Origin of the sequence: Helcobacillus massiliensis (assembly GCF_014191425.1) — a bacterium.
In the GTDB taxonomy this organism is placed as follows: domain Bacteria; phylum Actinomycetota; class Actinomycetes; order Actinomycetales; family Dermabacteraceae; genus Helcobacillus; species Helcobacillus massiliensis.
Genome location: NZ_JACHWP010000001.1, coordinates 34431 through 50384 on the forward strand (window position 1 = coordinate 34431; position 15954 = coordinate 50384).

The 15954-nt window shown below is 69.1% G+C and carries 15 protein-coding genes; 12 read left to right on the forward strand and 3 right to left on the reverse strand.

The window, feature by feature from the left end; translation table 11 throughout:
- The first annotated feature begins 88 nt into the window (after positions 1-88).
- The 3 genes from FHX50_RS00185 to truB are packed head-to-tail and all read left to right on the forward strand — an operon-like array spanning position 89 to position 2834.
- Entirely contained in the window at positions 89-1378 is a 1290-nt protein-coding gene (locus FHX50_RS00185) for a TRM11 family SAM-dependent methyltransferase (protein WP_183373471.1), read from the forward strand.
- On the forward strand, positions 1375-1905 hold the full coding sequence (rbfA, locus tag FHX50_RS00190; RefSeq protein WP_183373472.1) for a 30S ribosome-binding factor RbfA: 531 nt from the start codon (positions 1375-1377) through the stop codon (positions 1903-1905). Before FHX50_RS00185 ends, rbfA begins: the two co-directional genes overlap by 4 nt.
- Positions 1902-2834: a tRNA pseudouridine(55) synthase TruB gene (truB, locus tag FHX50_RS00195; protein ID WP_343064014.1), complete on the forward strand. Its 933-nt coding sequence runs from the start codon at positions 1902-1904 to the stop codon at positions 2832-2834. The genes rbfA and truB overlap by 4 nt, the downstream gene beginning before the upstream one ends.
- A gap of 97 nt (positions 2835-2931) precedes the next feature.
- On the opposite strand, the gene FHX50_RS00200 is transcribed toward truB, so the two are convergent.
- The gene (locus FHX50_RS00200; RefSeq protein WP_183373473.1) at positions 2932-4530 is read right to left on the reverse strand and encodes a L,D-transpeptidase family protein; all 1599 of its coding nucleotides are present in this window, start codon (positions 4528-4530) and stop codon (positions 2932-2934) included.
- A gap of 213 nt (positions 4531-4743) precedes the next feature.
- On the opposite strand from FHX50_RS00200, the gene FHX50_RS00205 reads away from it, so the two are divergent.
- The 6 genes from FHX50_RS00205 (at position 4744) to FHX50_RS00230 (ending at position 11230) form a co-directional block, all read left to right on the forward strand.
- Positions 4744-5739 carry a bifunctional riboflavin kinase/FAD synthetase gene (locus FHX50_RS00205; protein ID WP_183373474.1) on the forward strand — a complete coding sequence of 332 codons (996 nt, stop codon included), beginning with the start codon at positions 4744-4746 and terminating at the stop codon, positions 5737-5739.
- A 107-nt stretch (positions 5740-5846) separates the two neighbouring features.
- A complete protein-coding gene (rpsO, locus tag FHX50_RS00210; protein ID WP_183373475.1) occupies positions 5847-6116 on the forward strand; it encodes a 30S ribosomal protein S15 in 270 nt (89 codons plus the stop codon).
- A gap of 200 nt (positions 6117-6316) precedes the next feature.
- A complete protein-coding gene (locus FHX50_RS00215; RefSeq protein WP_183373476.1) occupies positions 6317-8548 on the forward strand; it encodes a polyribonucleotide nucleotidyltransferase in 2232 nt (743 codons plus the stop codon).
- A gap of 140 nt (positions 8549-8688) precedes the next feature.
- Complete coding sequence (locus tag FHX50_RS00220; RefSeq protein ID WP_183373477.1) at positions 8689-10056, forward strand: insulinase family protein; 1368 nt, start codon at positions 8689-8691, stop codon at positions 10054-10056.
- Positions 10053-10817, forward strand: coding sequence for a 4-hydroxy-tetrahydrodipicolinate reductase (gene dapB, locus FHX50_RS00225; RefSeq protein WP_183373478.1), 765 nt, complete (start codon positions 10053-10055; stop codon positions 10815-10817). The genes FHX50_RS00220 and dapB overlap by 4 nt, the downstream gene beginning before the upstream one ends.
- A gap of 8 nt (positions 10818-10825) precedes the next feature.
- Positions 10826-11230: a hypothetical protein gene (locus FHX50_RS00230; RefSeq protein ID WP_183373479.1), complete on the forward strand. Its 405-nt coding sequence runs from the start codon at positions 10826-10828 to the stop codon at positions 11228-11230.
- A gap of 56 nt (positions 11231-11286) precedes the next feature.
- Here FHX50_RS00230 and FHX50_RS00235 read toward each other — a convergent pair whose 3' ends face one another.
- A complete protein-coding gene (locus FHX50_RS00235; RefSeq protein WP_183373480.1) occupies positions 11287-11607 on the reverse strand; it encodes an AzlD domain-containing protein in 321 nt (106 codons plus the stop codon).
- The gene (locus FHX50_RS00240; RefSeq protein ID WP_183373481.1) at positions 11604-12341 is read right to left on the reverse strand and encodes an AzlC family ABC transporter permease; all 738 of its coding nucleotides are present in this window, start codon (positions 12339-12341) and stop codon (positions 11604-11606) included. Before FHX50_RS00240 ends, FHX50_RS00235 begins: the two co-directional genes overlap by 4 nt.
- 146 nt (positions 12342-12487) lie before the next feature.
- Here FHX50_RS00240 and thyX point away from each other — a divergent pair, with 146 nt between their 5' ends.
- From thyX to FHX50_RS00255, 3 genes are all read left to right on the forward strand, one after another.
- Complete coding sequence (gene thyX, locus FHX50_RS00245) at positions 12488-13207, forward strand: FAD-dependent thymidylate synthase (protein ID WP_183373482.1); 720 nt, start codon at positions 12488-12490, stop codon at positions 13205-13207.
- 100 nt (positions 13208-13307) lie between these two features.
- The gene (dapA, locus tag FHX50_RS00250; protein WP_183373483.1) at positions 13308-14246 is read left to right on the forward strand and encodes a 4-hydroxy-tetrahydrodipicolinate synthase; all 939 of its coding nucleotides are present in this window, start codon (positions 13308-13310) and stop codon (positions 14244-14246) included.
- Positions 14243-15937, forward strand: a complete 1695-nt coding sequence (locus FHX50_RS00255) for an RNase J family beta-CASP ribonuclease (protein ID WP_183373484.1) — start codon at positions 14243-14245, stop codon at positions 15935-15937. The genes dapA and FHX50_RS00255 overlap by 4 nt, the downstream gene beginning before the upstream one ends.
- The last annotated feature ends 17 nt before the right edge of the window (positions 15938-15954 follow it).

Here is a 15954-nt window from a genome sequence, read left to right on the forward strand (position 1 = left end):
CGCACGCTGAGATGATGAGGCCCCGACCGCGTCCGAATGGGCGCGGGCGGGGCCTCGTCGCTTCCCACCCATCGGTAGTGAGGACACCATGACCACCGTTCTGCACGGACTGCTCGCCCCATCCGCCAACCGCGTCTACGGCCAGCAGGCTGCGGCCCTTGCCGCCGCCGAGCTCCGCTTCGTTCTGGCGAACACCGTGCCCGGAGCCCTTGAGGATGTCCTCGAGGAGTCCATCGCCGGCATGCCGACCCTGCGGATCGAGCTCGCCGACTGGGCGCTCGATGCCGACATCGGCGGCGCCGCGGGGGAGGGGATCGACGCGGCAGCGCGCGCCCGGGTCCTCACCGCTCTCGCCCGATCCCCCCACATCTTCGGCGTGTTCGACGAAGTCGGCACCATGCCGGCCCCGGAACCCGTCGGCCCCGACCGGGAGGCCGCCGGCCCCGCGGTGGGCCCGGCAGACGGCGCAGCTGGCGAGGAGCGCCTCTACGTCGACGAGATGCCCGAGCTGCCGCTGCTGCTGCCGGTGCGGACACCAGCTGTCGACCGGTTCGACTCCACCCTGCTCACCACCCTGAAGTATCAGGGGAAGACCAACGAGCAGTTCACTGCGCTCATGCTCAGCTGCGCCATCGCCGCCAGTGCCGACGCGCACCTGATCGAGGACACCTCCCGCCCGTTCACCGTCCTCGACCCCGTCGCCGGGCGCGGCACCACCCTCAACCAGGCACTCATGTGGGGGCTGGACGCCGTCGGCGTCGACCTCGACAAGAAGGACGCCGAACTGTTCCGCGCGTTCCTCACCACGTGGATGCGGGAGAACCGCCTGAAGCACACCACATCCGCGGAGCGGCTCACCGTCAACGGCCAGCAGCTCGGGTCCGTGTTCCGCGCCGACCTCGCCCGCAGCAAGGAGGAGCAGAGGGCCGGCCGCGGCCAGTCGCTCACCCTGTTCACCGCGGACACCACCGGGCTCGGCGCATTCATCCGCCCCCGCAGCGCCAACGCGATCGTCGCCGACCTCCCGTACGGGGTCCAGCATGGCGCCCGCGCGCAGGCGGGGAAGCAGACCCGGCCGCCGAAGGCGGGCAAGCAGACGAAGAACGCCGCCCTGTCCCGCTCCCCGCTGCAGCTCGTGGAATCCGCCCTGCCCGCGTGGAGCCGCGCCATGACCGACGGCGCCAGCCTCGTCCTCGCCGTCAACCGCCGCACCGCGCCGTACCCCGCGATGGCGGAAGTGCTCCAGCAGGGCGGTCTGCGCCTGCTGACGGAGGACGGCCAGTTCCGCCACCGCGTGGACCGCTCCATCGACCGTGACATCATCGTGGCTGTGAAGCGCAGCCACCCCGCTTCCTCGACGAAAGGGACCCCATCATGACCGGCAACCCTCGCTCCCGGCGCATCGCCGACAGCATCAAGAAGATCGTCGCCACCGCCCTGGACTCCAAGGTGAAGGACCCCCGCCTGGGCTGGGTCACCATCACCGACGTCCGCGTGTCCGGTGACGGCCAGCAGGCCTCCGTGTTCTACACGGTGTTCGGTGGGGAGGAGGAGCGCCGGGCCACCGCCGCGGCGCTGAAGTCCTCCACCGGCATGCTCCGCACCGAGGTCGGCAAGGGCCTCGGCATCCGCCTCACACCGTCGCTGAAGTTCTTCGAGGACGCCATCCCGGAGACCGCGAAGACCATCGACGACCTCCTGGTGGTGGCGCGCTCCCGCGACGCCGAACTGGCCCGCTACAAGGAGGGCAAGGAGTACGCGGGTGGGGAGAACCCGTACCGTGACGACGCCGACGCCGACGGCGCCGGCGACATCGACGACATCGGCGCCGAGGCTGCTGATGACGACGCCGCAGCGGACAGTGGCGCTGCGGTCAGCGAAGGCGAGGACGGCGAGCGCGCGTGAACGCCCCCGGCCCCGTCGGCATCGCGCTGGTCGACAAACCCGCCGGCCTCACCAGCCATGACGTGGTCGCGCGCCTGCGCTACCACCTCGGCACCCGCAAGGTGGGCCACGCCGGCACGCTGGACCCGATGGCGACCGGGCTGCTGGTGATCGGCGTCGGCCAGGGCACCAAACTGCTCACCTACGCCGTCGGCCTCGACAAGACGTATGAGGCGACCATCCGCCTCGGCGTCGCCACCATCACCGACGACGCCGAGGGCGACGAAACGGGTCCGCGCCGCCCGGCCGACGGCATCAGCGACGACCAGATCGCCGCTGCCGTCGAGGACCTGACCGGAGACATCCTCCAGGTCCCCAGCGCCGTGTCCGCCATCAAGGTGAACGGGCAGCGGTCCTACGCCCGCGTCCGCGCCGGCGACGACGTCCAGCTGGAGGCCCGCCCCATCCGCGTGGCCCGCTTCGAGGTGACGGGGACCCGTCGGCAGGCCGACGGGTTCTGCGACATCGACGCCGTCATCGACTGCTCCTCCGGCACCTACATCCGTGCACTGGCCCGCGACCTCGGCGAGGCCCTCGGGGTGGGCGGGCACCTGACGGCTCTGCGCCGCACCCACGTCGGCAAGTGGAGCGTGCAGGACGCCGGCACGGTGCCGGAGCGGGACGCGCCCAAGGCGGCGGAGGACCCGTCGGCCTCCCCAGTGGTGCTGCGCGGCCTCGGTGAGGTCGCCGGCGGCCTGCTGCCGGTGGTGCCGGTGGGGGAGGCGGATGCGCGCTCCCTCCGGTTCGGGCAGATGATCCACGCACCAGAGGCGAGCAGCCCTGAGGATGCGGGGGAGCTCAGCGCTGCGGTCGGTCCCGGGGAGGACCTCGTGGCGATCGTGGAGCCGCACCGCGGGCGCCTCAGACCGGCCACCGTGTTCCCCGCCTGAGGCTGAGAACAGCGAAGCGGGCTGGCCCCTGATCAGGGCCAGCCCGCTTCGTCATGCTGGGTGCTCGGTGCCGATCAGCGCGGCACGCAGTCGTGCATCAGCGGTGGGACACCACCTTGGTGCCCATCGGGGCCCAGTCGTAGAACCACTTCGCGTCCTGCACGGGCAGGTTGATGCAGCCATGTGAGCCGGCGTAGCCGAAGCTGGAGCGCCACGGTGCGCCGTGGATCGCGTAGCCGCCCTTGAAGTACTGCACGTAGGGGACGTCCTTCGTGTAGTAGTACTTCGGGTGGCCCTTCGGATACTTGTACTCGTTGGTCATGTCCTGCTTGTCGTAGCGCAGGTAGGTGGTGAACTCGCCGGTGGCGGTCTCATTGCCGGGCTTGCCGTCCACCATGGAGATCGGACCGTACACCTTCTGGGTGCCCTGGTACGCGGTGATGGTCTTGTTCGACAGGTTGATGTCGATCCACTTGTCACCGCTGGTCGCCTCCTTCGGCGCGTGCGCCGGCAGAGCGGGCTTGTCGTCCGTGGACTCCTTGTCCTCCGGCTTCGCGTCGTCGGACTTCTTGTCCGCAGCCTTCTTCTCGTCGGCCTTCTTCTTCTCGTCGGCCTTCTTCTTCTCAGCGTCGTCGGACTTCTTCTCGTCCTTCTTCTCCGCCTCGATCACGGTGGTGGTGTCCTTCGCCGGCACCTTCTTCGTGGTGAAGGTCGCGGAGAACTCCGTGCCCTTCTGCATCGCGGTGACGAACTCGGAGCTGACCTCATCCACGTTGGTGACGGAGGTGCCGTCCACCTTCTCGTTGAGGACCTTGATGACCTTGCCGTCACCGTCCACGCCGGTCACACCGTTCTTCGGCGACACCTCGATCTCGTTCGCCATGGTCTGGACGTAGGCGGCGGCCTCGTCGGCGTTGACCTGCGTCTCGAAGTCGGTGCCGTCAGCGTTCGGTGCAACGGTCACGAAGTGGAGGCGGTCCTGCTTGGAGATCTCGAAGGTGCGGCCGTTCGGGCCGGTGACCGTCATCGGCTTGTCCAGCATCGCCTCGGTCCGCTTCACCGCGGCCTCGGCCTTCTCAGTGCTCAGAGCCGGCTCCATGCGGGTGAACTCCTGCGTGATGGTGAAGTCCTTCATGCCGGAGGCGCCCTTGCGGACCGTCTGCACGAACTGCTCCGGATCCACACCGAGGCCCGCCTGGGCCTCGGTCACGGAGAAGGAGCCGTTCTCGGGGTCGTAGGTGACCTCGGCGTTCTTCGCGCTCTCGCGGCCCTCGGGAACCAGGCCGGAGGCGTAGTCGGTGGTGACCTTGCGGTCCATCGTCAGGACCGGCTTGACGGCGTGGTCGCCGCCGAAGACCACATTGCCCACCGAAGCGTCGCGCTGCACAGCAGCGGCCGCGGTGGCCTGCGGATCCAGGGTGACGCCGAGGTCCTCGATCGGAACGGCAGTGCTCTCACCCTCGGCCACGATGGTGGCCTTGACGCCGGTGTCCTGGCCGGAGAGGAGCTTCGTGATCTCCGCCTGGGTCATCCCGGAGACGTCCTTGCCCATCACGGTCGTGCCGGGAAGGGCCTTCCCCTCGAACTGCTTGGCGTACGCCATGGAACCGCCGGTAGCTACGAGAGCGAGCACGGCCAGAGCAGCGATCACCCAGAGGATGATGCGGCGTGACCTGGTCTGCGTCGCAGTCGACATGTCTATCGTCCTTACGTTCTCTTCGATGCGCGGGCGTGTCCGCGCACATGGGCGCTATCGTACCCGCCTGCCAGGCGGAGGTGCTATTGATGCGTGTGTTACATCATCGGTGCCCTCACAGCCGGAGACGGTGCGCGCGGCGCGCCGGGGGCCGGTGCACAGGGTTTAGGGTGGGGGAGGCAGAACTTCGGACCGCGGCAGGAAGGCAGATGGTTGAGCAGAGGAGAGCTGTGGGCCAGCGCAGCTGACGTGCCCGCATCCGTCGAGCCCAGCGCCGTCACCATCGGCAACTTCGACGGCGTCCACCTCGGCCACCAAGCGGTGCTCCGCCAGCTCCAGGACGCCGCCGCCGCACGCGGCCTGCGCCCCATCGCCATGACCTTCAACCCGCACCCCCGGCACGTCATGACCGGCTCGGTGGTGCCGCCGCTCATCACCGGCTACGCCCGGCGCGACGACCTCATCCGCGACCTCGGCATCAGCGTGCTCGACCTCGAGTTCACCCGCGGCTTCGCCCAGCACAGCGCGGAGGACTTCGTGCGGATCTTCCTCGTGGAGCTGCTGAACGCGAAGGCGGTGGTGATCGGGCGCGATTCCCGCTTCGGTCGCGCCAACGAAGGCGACCTCGGCACCATGCAGGAGCTGGGGGAGAAGCTCGGCTTCGAGGTTCTGGTCGTCGATGAGCTCGGCATCTCCGCTTCCTGCGGCCGCGTCTCCTCCTCCGTGATCCGCGCCGCCATCACCTCCGGTGACGTCGGCAGCGCCGCCGGCATGCTCGGCCGCCCCCACGCGGTGGCCGACGTCATCCAGCACGGCTTCAAGCGGGGACGCGAACTCGGCTTCCCCACCGCGAACTTCAGCGCGCGGCCCGACGGCCTCGTCCCCGCCGACGGGGTCTACGCCGGCCTCCTGAGCGTCGAGGTGCCCACCCGGGCGGACCACCCGGACGCGCAGATGCGCCTGGCGCCGGCCACCATCTCCATCGGCACCAACCCCACCTTCGAGGACGGGCCCCTGCACACCATCGTGGAGACCTACGTGCACGGCTCCCACGACCTCGACCTGTACGACAAGCGGGTGCGGGTGGACTTCATCGAACGCCTCCGCCCCACCCTGGCCTTCTCCTCCATCGATGAGCTGGTGGTGCAGATGCGGCAGGACGTCGAGGTGACTCGCCGCACTCTGGGGGAGTGGACCGGGGCCCGCTGAGCCCCCTGCTGGTACTGTGGGAAGGCCGTCAGATCGGCCACGGATCGTAGAGCCCGAGAGAACATGCCTCGGAGCGCCGTGCAGCAACACGTATAGAAGGAGAGCCAGTGGCCTTCGATTCTGCAACCAAGCAAGCCATTGTCAAGGAATTCGGTCGCACCGAGGGTGACACCGGTTCCCCCGAGGTCCAGGTCGCTCTGCTGACGCACCGCATCAAGTACATGACGGAGCATCTGAAGACCCATAAGCACGATCACCACAGCCGCCGCGGCCTCATGCTGCTGGTCGGCCAGCGCAAGCGCCTCCTGAAGTACCTTCAGGCCATGGACATCGAGCGCTACCGTGCTCTGATCCAGCGCCTGGGCATCCGCCGCTGATCACCGATCGCCGCTCACCTCTCCAGGTGGGCGGCGATTCTGTTCCCCTATACTCGCACCCGAAACACACCAACGAAGGGGGCCCGACGGAGTCGGTCTTCGGCAGTGACATCCGCGTTCAGAACCGCCCAGCGGCGGCCCGAGCAGACCGCGCGTGTGATTGTTGATGACCGGACCGGGGCCCATGAAGGAGAAGTTCCATGGACCACGATGTGAAGTCCACTCTCGCCGTCATCGACAACGGTGACTACGGCCAGCGCCAGGTGCGCTTCGAGACCGGCCGCCTCGCCAAGCAGGCCGCCGGCGCCGTCTCGGTGTTCCTCGACGACGACACGATGGTGTTCTCGGCGACCGCCGTCTCCAACCAGCCGAAGGAGCACTTCGACTTCTTCCCGCTGACGGTGGACGTCGAAGAGCGCATGTACGCAGCGGGCCGCATCCCCGGCTCGTTCTTCCGCCGCGAAGGCCGCCCCGGCACCGACGCGATCCTCGCCTGCCGCCTCACCGACCGCCCGCTGCGCCCCGCCTTCGTCAAGGGGCTGCGCAACGAGGTGCAGATCGTGCTGACCGTCATGGCCTGCAACCCGAACGACGCCTACGACGTCCTCGGCATCAACGGCGCCTCCGCTTCCACCCAGATCTCCGGCCTGCCGTTCTCCGGCCCGATCGGCGCCGTGCGCATCGCGCTCATGCCGAACGCCGAGGGCGGTCAGTGGATCGCCTTCCCGACCTTCGAGCAGCTCGACGAGGCCGTGTTCTCCATGGTCGTCGCCGGCCGCATCGTCGGTGACGACGTCGCGATCATGATGGTCGAGGCCGAAGCCACCGACAACGCCTGGACCCTCATCAAGGACCAGGGCGCCGTGGCGCCGACGGAGTCCGTCGTCACCGAGGGCCTGGACGCCGCCAAGGTGTTCATCCGCACCCTCTGCGAGGCGCAGCAGTCGCTCGCCGAGCAGGCCGCGAAGCCGGTCCGCGAGTTCCCGCTGTTCCTGGACTTCCAGGACGACGCCTACGAGATCGTCGAGCGCACCGCGAAGGACCGCCTCACCGAGGTCATGAGCATCGCCGACAAGCTCGAGCGCGAGCAGAAGACCGAAGAGCTCCTCGCCGAGGTGCAGGAGGAGCTCGCCGAGCAGCTCGAGGACCGCGAGAAGGAGGTCACCGGTGCCTTCCGTGCGCTCACCAAGGAGGTCGTGCGCACCAAGATCCTCACCGAGGGCGTCCGCATCGACGGCCGCGGCCCCCGCGACATCCGTCAGCTCTCCGCTGAGGTCGAGGTGCTGCCGCGCGTCCACGGCTCCGCCCTGTTCGAGCGCGGCGAGACCCAGATCCTCGGCGTCACCACGCTGAACATGCTGAAGATGGAGCAGCAGATCGACGGCCTCTCGCCGGTCGACCGCAAGCGCTACATCCACCACTACAACTTCCCGCCGTACTCCACCGGTGAGACCGGCCGCGTCGGCTCCCCGAAGCGCCGCGAGATCGGCCACGGCATGCTCGCCGAGCGCGCCATCACCCCGGTGCTGCCGGGCCGTGAGGAGTTCCCGTACGCGATCCGCCAGGTGTCCGAGGCGCTCGGCTCCAACGGCTCCACCTCCATGGGCTCCGTGTGCGCCTCCACCCTGTCCCTGATGAACGCCGGTGTGCCGCTGCGCGCACCCGTCGCCGGCATCGCCATGGGCCTCGTCTCCGCTGAGGTGGACGGCGAGACCAAGTACTCGGCCCTCACCGACATCCTCGGCGCCGAGGACGCCTTCGGTGACATGGACTTCAAGGTCGCCGGCACGAGCGAGTTCATCACCGCGATCCAGCTGGACACCAAGCTCGACGGCATCCCCGCGAGCGTCCTCGCCTCGGCACTGTCGCAGGCTCGCGAGGCCCGCCTGCACATCCTGAACGTGCTGAACGAGGCCATCGACCAGCCGGACGAGATGAGCCCGTACGCTCCGCGCGTCCTCGCCGTCACCATCCCGGTGGACAAGATCGGTGCGGTCATCGGCCCGAAGGGTCAGATGATCAACCAGATCCAGGACGACACCGGCGCCGACATCACCATCGAGGACGACGGCACCGTCTACATCGGCGCCACCGACGGCCCCTCCGCCGAAGCGGCCCGCGCCGCCGTCAACGCCATCGCCAACCCGATGGTCCCCGAGACCGGTGAGCGCTACCTCGGCACCGTGGTCCGCGTGGTCGACTTCGGCGCGTTCGTGTCGCTGACCCCGGGCAAGGACGGCCTGCTGCACGTCAGCAAGCTGCGCGACCTCAACGGCGGCCAGCGCGTGAACAACGTGGAGGACGTCGTCTCCGTCGGCCAGAAGATCGAAGTGGAGATCCGCGAGATCGATGCCCGCGGCAAGATCTCCCTCGACGTCGTCAAGGACGACGAGGGCGAGGACTCCGCTGAGGACAGCGGCGAGGAGAACTGATCCCCGCCTGCTGAGGACAGCATGAGCAGCCCCGCTGATCGAGCCCACCGCTCGGCCAGCGGGGCTGCCCCGTTTCCGCGCTGCTCGTGGGCAGAGGCGCCTGGGCATCGCGGTGGTCAGCGCCCCGCTAGAGTGGATGGGTGCCGATTCCACTCTCACTGACCGAGCCCGGGCTGGAGCAGACCCTCGAGGACTCCACCGGTTCCCTGATCCGCCGCTCCATCCTTCCCGGCGGCATCCGCCTCATCACCGAACGCGACCCGTCGGTCCGCTCCGCCTCCGTCGGCTTCTGGCTGCCCGTCGGCTCCCGCGACGAGACCCCCGAGCACGCCGGCTCCACCCACGTCCTCGAACACCTCCTGTTCAAGGGAACGCCGAGCCGCACCGCCCTGGAGATCGCCACCGCGTTCGATGAGGTCGGCGGGGAGACCAATGCCGCCACCGCGAAGGAGCACACCTGCTACTACGCTCGCGTGCGCTCCGCCGATCTCCCCATGGCCATCAGCGTCCTCGCTGATATGGTCACCTCCCCGCTGCTGGACGAGGACGCCTTCCTCACCGAGCGCGAAGTGATCCTCGAAGAGCTCGCCATGGCGGAGGACGATCCCACTGACGTCGGCTTCGAAGCCGTGATGGCTGATGTCCTCGGACCGGACACGGCCCTGGGCCGCCCCGTCGGCGGCACCCCCGAGACCGTCATGGCCGTCGGCCTGGAAAACGTCCGCGACCACTACCGCGAGCACTACGCCCCCGAGCGCCTGCTGGTCACCGCGGTCGGCGACGTCGACCACGTGCAGGTGCGCGAGCTCGTCCTCGCCGCCGTCTCCGCCGGCGGCTGGTCGCTGGCCGACGGGGCCCTGCCCACCCCGATGCGCTCCACCACCGCGCACCGCATGCCGCCCGAGAAGCGGTCGATGCGGGAGCTGCGCCGCGACACCGAACAGACCCACGTCTTCATCGGCGGGCCGTCCATCACCGCGGTCGACGACCGCCGGCAGGCGATGACCGTGCTGATGAGCATCCTCGGCGGCGGCATGAGCTCCCGCCTGTTCCAGGAAGTGCGCGAACGCCGCGGCCTCGCCTATTCCGTGTACTCGTACCATTCGGCGTTCCGCGACGCCGGCATGGCCGGAATGTACGCAGCGTGCCGCGCCAAGAGCGCAGACGCCGTCGCCGACCTCCTCGTCGCCGAAGTGGAACGCATGGCCGAGCACGGCATCACCGACGACGAGCTGCGCCGCGCCCTCGGCCAGATCACCGGCTCGATGGCGCTCGGGCTGGAGGACACCCAGTCGCGGATGGCGCGCCTGGCCACCTCTGAACTGCTCCAGGGCCAGTTCCGCAGCGTCGACGAAGCGCTCGACGCTTTCAATGCGGTCGAGCGCCCCCAGGTGCAGCAGCTCGCCGCCGAGATGGCGGACGCCGTCGGCACCCGCGTGGACGTCGGTCCCGAACGCACCCCCACCCAGGCCATCCCCACCACCACCTCCGAGGAGAACCAGCGATGAGCACCATCCGCGCAGCAGTGATCGGCGCCAACGGGCGCATGGGCAGCGAAGCCGTCAGGGCCCTGGAGGAGGCCGACGGCATCGAGTTCGTCGCCGGCATCACCCGCGAGGACAGCATCGAGGACCTCCTCGACGAGAACGGGCAGAAGCGCGTGGACGTCCTGGTGGATCTCACCGTCCCCGATGCCACGAAGCAGAACGTGCTGTGGGCCGTGGAGCACGGCATCCACGTGGTCGTCGGCGTCACCGGCTGGACCGACGAGTCCCGCGCCGACGTCACCGCCGCACTGGAGAAGAGCCCCGGCACCGGCGTCATCATCGCCCCGAACTTCGCGATCGGCGCCGTCCTCGCGATGACGTTCGCCCAGAAGGCCGCCCGCTTCTACGAATCCGCCGAGATCATCGAACTGCACCACCCGAACAAAGTGGACGCCCCGTCCGGCACCGCCATCCACACCGCTGAGGCCATCGCCCGCGGCCGCGAGGCGGCCGGCAGGGGCCAGGCCCCCGATGCCACCGAGAAGGACCCGCACGGCGCCCGCGGCGCCCGCATCGACGGCATTCCCGTGCACGCGGTGCGGCTGCGCGGCCTTACCGCGCACGAAGAGATCCTGTTCGGCAACACCGGTGAGCAGTTCACCATCCGCCACGACTCCTTCGACCGCATCAGCTTCATGCCCGGCATCGTGCTGAGCGTGCGCGAAGTCGTGGACCGTCCGGGCCTCACCGTGGGCCTGGAGAACATCCTCGACCTCGACTGAGACGCACTGTGGGACAGAAGATCTTCGCCGCCGTCATGGTGCTGCTGTGCCTCATCTACGTGTGGGGCATGGGCTGGATCGCGTACGGCTTCCTCACCTCCGACACCCCGGTGGGCATCGGGCTCGGCCTCGCGCTCATCGTGCTGATCGGCCTCAGCCTGTGGGTGCTGTGGCGGGAGGTCCGCTTCGGCCTCGACACCCAGCGCCTCGCCCGCGCCGCCCGGGCCGACGGATTCTTCGACCGCGTCACCGAGGACGAGCTCAAGAGCTTCCCCGCGGCGAAGCGGGACGTGGAGGCGGACCCGGAGGCGTGGCAGCCGTGGCTGCGGCTGTCGCTCGCGTACGAGGCGAAGCGGGACCGCCGCAATGCCCGCATGGCGATGCGGGAAGCGGCGAAGCGCCACCGCGACTGAGCCCGGCCGCGCAGGTCCGGCCGGAGCCGGCGCGGGGACTCGGCTCGCCGGCGCGCTCAGCCCCAGCCGAGCAGGCGCGTCAGCGCCGTCGCCGCTGCCGCTGCGATGATCACCAGCAGGAACGGGGCGCGCCGCCACAGCAGCACCACCGCGACCGCCGCACCGACGATGCGGGCATCCACCACCACGGACGTGCCGGACGTCAGCGTCTGGGTCGCCACCAGCGCCGCCAGCAGGGCGATCGGCATAAGCGACAGGATCCGCGAGATCCGCGGACGGTTCAGGAACGAGGCGGGGATCTGATAGCCCAGCCATTTCTGCCCCAGGGACAGCAGTGACGCCGCGATCACCGCCGCCCACAGCATCCCGCCGCTCATGCCCGCCCCTTCTCGTCGGAGGACACGGATGCAGCCGCGGAGGAGCCCTCAGCAGGCGCGGCACCCGTCGGCCCCTCGGGCAGGAACGCGAACAGCACCGCCACCAGCGCCGCACAGATCACCGGCAGCCCCGGCGGCATCAGCGGGACCAGGATCAGCGCCAGGAACGCCGCCGCGACCGCCAGCGCCACCGCTTCCCGGCGCACCAGGCGCGGCCACAGCAGGGCGATGAACGCGGCCGCCGCCGCACCATCGAGCCCCCACGCGCCCGGGTCCGACATCCAGGAGCCGAGGAACGCCCCCAGCACCGTGAACGCGTTCCACCACACGTACACCCAGATCCCGGCGGACCAGAACCCCACACGCTGCAGCTCCGGAGTCGGGGCGGCCAGCGCGTTCGCCGCGGACTCGTCGATCGTCAGAACGGAGCGGGCCAGCCCGCGCAGGCCCCCGCGGGGGAGCACCGGTGTGAGGGAGATGCCGTACACCGTGTTGCGGATGCCCAGCAGGGTGGAGGTGGAGATCGCCGACACCGCCGAGCCGCCGGAGGCGACTACGCCGACGAACGCGAACTGGCTGCCGCCGGAGAACAGCACCGCGCTGAGCACAACCGCCTGCAGCACGCTCAGACCCGACGAGGTTGCGAGCGCACTGAAGGAGATTGCGTACAGCCCCGTCGCGAAGCCGATGGAGCGGCCTCGGGAGCGGACCGTGCGCGCAGCCTCGGCGGTCATCGGAGGGAACCTGTCGTCATGATGGACCCACCTTAGGGACGGCGGGGGCCCCGTGCGCGCATGCGCCGCGATCCGAGACGCATCGGACGTGCCGGCGAGGACGCGCCGGGACCCTCGGGCCCGGGCTCATCCCGTAGGCTGAGGGCATGAGTGAGATTGTGTTCCGTTCCGATGTGACCGTGGAGCTCGTCCGCTGCTCCGCCGCCGATTCGGACGTTGTGTTCGCCGCCCGAGTCTCGACCGTGGGAGAGCAGTCCAAGGATGTCGTGGGTCAGGAGGATGCGGGGCGCGATCGCGGCCTCATCCGCTACCTGATGCGCGACCGCCACGGCTCCCCGTTCGAGCACAACAGCTTCACCTTCTTCGTCGAAGCGCCGATCTTCGTGTTCCGCGAATTCATGCGCCACCGCATCGCCTCCTACAACGAAGAGTCCGGCCGCTACCGGGAGATGCGGCCCGTGTTCTACGTCCCCGGTGATGACCGCCGCCTCATCCAGAAGGGCAAACCCGGCGCGTACGACTTCTACGAGGGCACCGATGAGCAGCGCGAACTCGTCCAGGCCGAGCACCGCCGACAGGCGGAGGCCGCCTACGAGTCCTACCGCCGGATGCTCGATGCCGGTGTGGCCCGCGAGGTCGCCCGCGGCGTGCTGCCGCTGAGCCTGTTCAGCTCGATGTATGTGACGATGAACGCCCGCTCCATGATGAACTTCATCAGCCTGCGCACCACCAGCGACGACTCGCACTTCCCGTCGTTCCCGCAGCGGGAGATCGAAATGGTCGCCGAGAAGATCGAGCAGCTGTTCGCCGAGAAGATGCCGATCACCTACGAAGCGTTCAACGACGCCGGGCGCGTCGCCCCGTGAGCACGGCGGCACCGGCCCCTTCGTTCCACCTGCCCGGCCGTCACCGCCCCGGCGCCGCCGGTCGCGCAGAGCCCGTCGGCCCCCGATCATCGGAGATGAGATGACCACCGCAGAAAACAGTTCTCTGGACCTCGGGACGCTCGGCGTCGCGATGGTCACACCGTTCACCGAGGACGCCAGCGCGGTCGACCACGACGCGCTGCGAGTCCTCACCGAGCACCTGCTCGACATCGGCCACGACCTGCTCGTGGTCAACGGCACCACCGGCGAATCGCCCACCACCTCGGATGAGGAGAAGCTCGCGATCCTCCGCACCGTCAAGGAGACCGTCGGGGACCGCGCACAGGTGATGGCGGGCATCGGCTCCAACAGCACCGCCCACACGGCCGCCCTGGCCCGTGCCACCGCCGCCACCGGCTGCGCCGACAGCCTCCTGGTGGTCACCCCGTACTACAACAAGCCGTCCCAGGGGGGCGTGAAGGCGCACTTCCGCGCCGTGGCGGAGGCGTCCGACCTCCCGATTCTGCTGTACGACATCCCCGGCCGCGCCGGCATCCCGATCACGCCGGAGACCGCGATCGAACTGTCCGCGATCCCAACGATCCGCGGCATCAAGGACGCCCGCGGCGATCTGCACGACGGATCCGACCTCATGCGGATCACGAAGCTGGAGATCTACTCCGGCGAGGACGCGCTGAACCTGCCGTGGCTGTCCGTCGGCGCCTCCGGCATCATCTCGGTCTGCTCCCATGTCACCGGCCGCCTGGACCGCATGCAGATCGACGCGGCCCACCGCGGCGACCTCATCACCGCGCAGCGCATCCACTCCTCCCGGATCCCGTTCGTCAACGCCCTGATGAACCAGGTGCCGGGAGCGGTCGCCGTGAAGCACGCCATGGAGCACTTCGGCATCCTGCCGCACGCCACGGTGCGCCTGCCGCTGACTCCCGCGGACCCGCAGCAGATCGCGCGGATCACCGCCTCCAGCAGCGCCCTCGCGGGCATCGTCAAGCAGTTCGAACGAGGGGACAAGAAGTGAGCGAATCACCCTTCCACGCCAAGCTCGGCACCCCGCCGAAGCTCAAGCCCGGCACCCTGCGGGTCACCCCGCTGGGCGGCCTCGGCGAAGTCGGCCGCAACATGACCGTCTTCGAGATCGACGGTCGCCTCCTCATCGTGGACTGCGGCGTCCTCTTCCCGGAGGAGTCGCAGCCCGGTGTGGACCTGATCCTCCCGGACTTCACCTCCATCCGGGACCGCCTCGACGACATCGTCGCGATCGTCCTCACCCACGGCCACGAGGACCACATCGGCGCCGTGCCGTACCTGCTGAGCCTCAAGCCGGACATCCCCCTCGTGGGAAGCCAGCTCACCCTCGCCTTCATCGAGGCGAAGCTGAAGGAGCACCGCATCAAGCCGCTGACCATGGCGGTCAAGGAGGGCGAGTTCCAGGACCTCGGCCCGTTCGAATGCGAATTCGTCGCCGTCAACCACTCCATCCCCGATGCGCTCGCCGTCGCGATCCACACCGATGCCGGCACCGTGCTGCACACCGGTGACTTCAAGATGGACCAGCTGCCGCTGGACGGCCGCCTCACCGACCTGCGCGCCTTCGCCCGCCTCGGCGAGGAGGGCGTGGACCTGTTCCTCGTGGACTCCACCAACGCTGAGGTTCCCGGCTTCACCGTGCAGGAGCGGGAGATCGGCCCCGTGCTCGAGGGCATCTTCGCGAAGTCGGAGAAGAAGGTCGTGGTGGCGTCCTTCTCCAGCCACGTGCACCGCGTGCAGCAGGTGTTCGATGCCGCCGCGAAGCACGGCCGCAAGGTCGCGTTCGTGGGCCGCTCCATGGTCCGCAACATGACCATCGCCGCGGAGATGGGCTACCTGAACATCCCCAAGAACACCCTCATCGACGTCCGGAAGACCGACTCCATGCCGGATGACAAGGTCGTGTTCATGTGCACCGGCTCCCAGGGTGAGCCGATGGCGGCGCTGGGCCGCATCGCCAACCGCAACCACCGCATCGAGGTGGGGGAGGGCGACACCATCATCCTCGCCTCCTCCCTCATCCCCGGCAACGAGACCGACGTGTTCCGGGTGGTCAACGGCCTGCTCGCGCTCGGCGCGAACGTGGTGCACCAGGCGAACGCGCGGGTGCACGTGTCCGGTCACGCCAGCGCCGGTGAGCTGCTGTACTGCTACAACATCCTCCAGCCGAAGAACGTGATGCCGGTGCACGGCGAGGTCCGCCACCTCATCGCCAACGGCGACATCGCGCACTCCTCCGGTGTGCCGCGCGAGAACATCATCCTCACCCGCGACGGCGGCGTCGTGGACCTGAAGGACGGTGTGGCGAAGGTCGTCGGCGAAGTCGAATGCGGCTACGTGTACGTGGACGGCTCCTCCGTCGGCGAGGTCAGCGAGTCCGATCTGAAGGACCGCCGCATCCTCTCCGAAGAGGGCTTCATCTCCCTGTTCGCCGTGGTGTCCTCCGAAACGGGGGAGCTGGTGACCGGCCCGGAAATCCACGCCCGCGGCATCGCGGAGGACGACGACGTGTTCGAGAAGCTCAAGCCGCAGATCAAGAAGGCGCTGGTGCGTGCCATCGAGGAGGAGAAGGGACACGACACCGTGCAGCTGCAGCAGGCGATGCGCCGCGTGGTGGGCCGCTTCGCCTCGCAGCGTCTGCGCCGCCGCCCCATGATCATCCCGGTGGTTGTGAAGGCCTGAGCCGAGAACTTCCCGAC

Excerpts from the sequence above, each read along its gene's own strand:
- FHX50_RS00185 (WP_183373471.1), top strand. The coding sequence starts at position 89 with ATGACCACCGTTCTGCACGGACTGCTCGCCCCATCCGCCAACCGCGTC.
- rbfA (WP_183373472.1), top strand. The coding sequence starts at position 1,375 with ATGACCGGCAACCCTCGCTCCCGGCGCATCGCCGACAGCATCAAGAAG.
- FHX50_RS00200 (WP_183373473.1), bottom strand. The coding sequence starts at position 4,530 with ATGTCGACTGCGACGCAGACCAGGTCACGCCGCATCATCCTCTGGGTG.
- FHX50_RS00215 (WP_183373476.1), top strand. The coding sequence starts at position 6,317 with ATGGACCACGATGTGAAGTCCACTCTCGCCGTCATCGACAACGGTGAC.
- dapB (WP_183373478.1), top strand. The coding sequence starts at position 10,053 with ATGAGCACCATCCGCGCAGCAGTGATCGGCGCCAACGGGCGCATGGGC.
- FHX50_RS00235 (WP_183373480.1), bottom strand. The coding sequence starts at position 11,607 with ATGAGCGGCGGGATGCTGTGGGCGGCGGTGATCGCGGCGTCACTGCTG.
- FHX50_RS00240 (WP_183373481.1), bottom strand. The coding sequence starts at position 12,341 with ATGACCGCCGAGGCTGCGCGCACGGTCCGCTCCCGAGGCCGCTCCATC.
- thyX (WP_183373482.1), top strand. The coding sequence starts at position 12,488 with ATGAGTGAGATTGTGTTCCGTTCCGATGTGACCGTGGAGCTCGTCCGC.
- dapA (WP_183373483.1), top strand. The coding sequence starts at position 13,308 with ATGACCACCGCAGAAAACAGTTCTCTGGACCTCGGGACGCTCGGCGTC.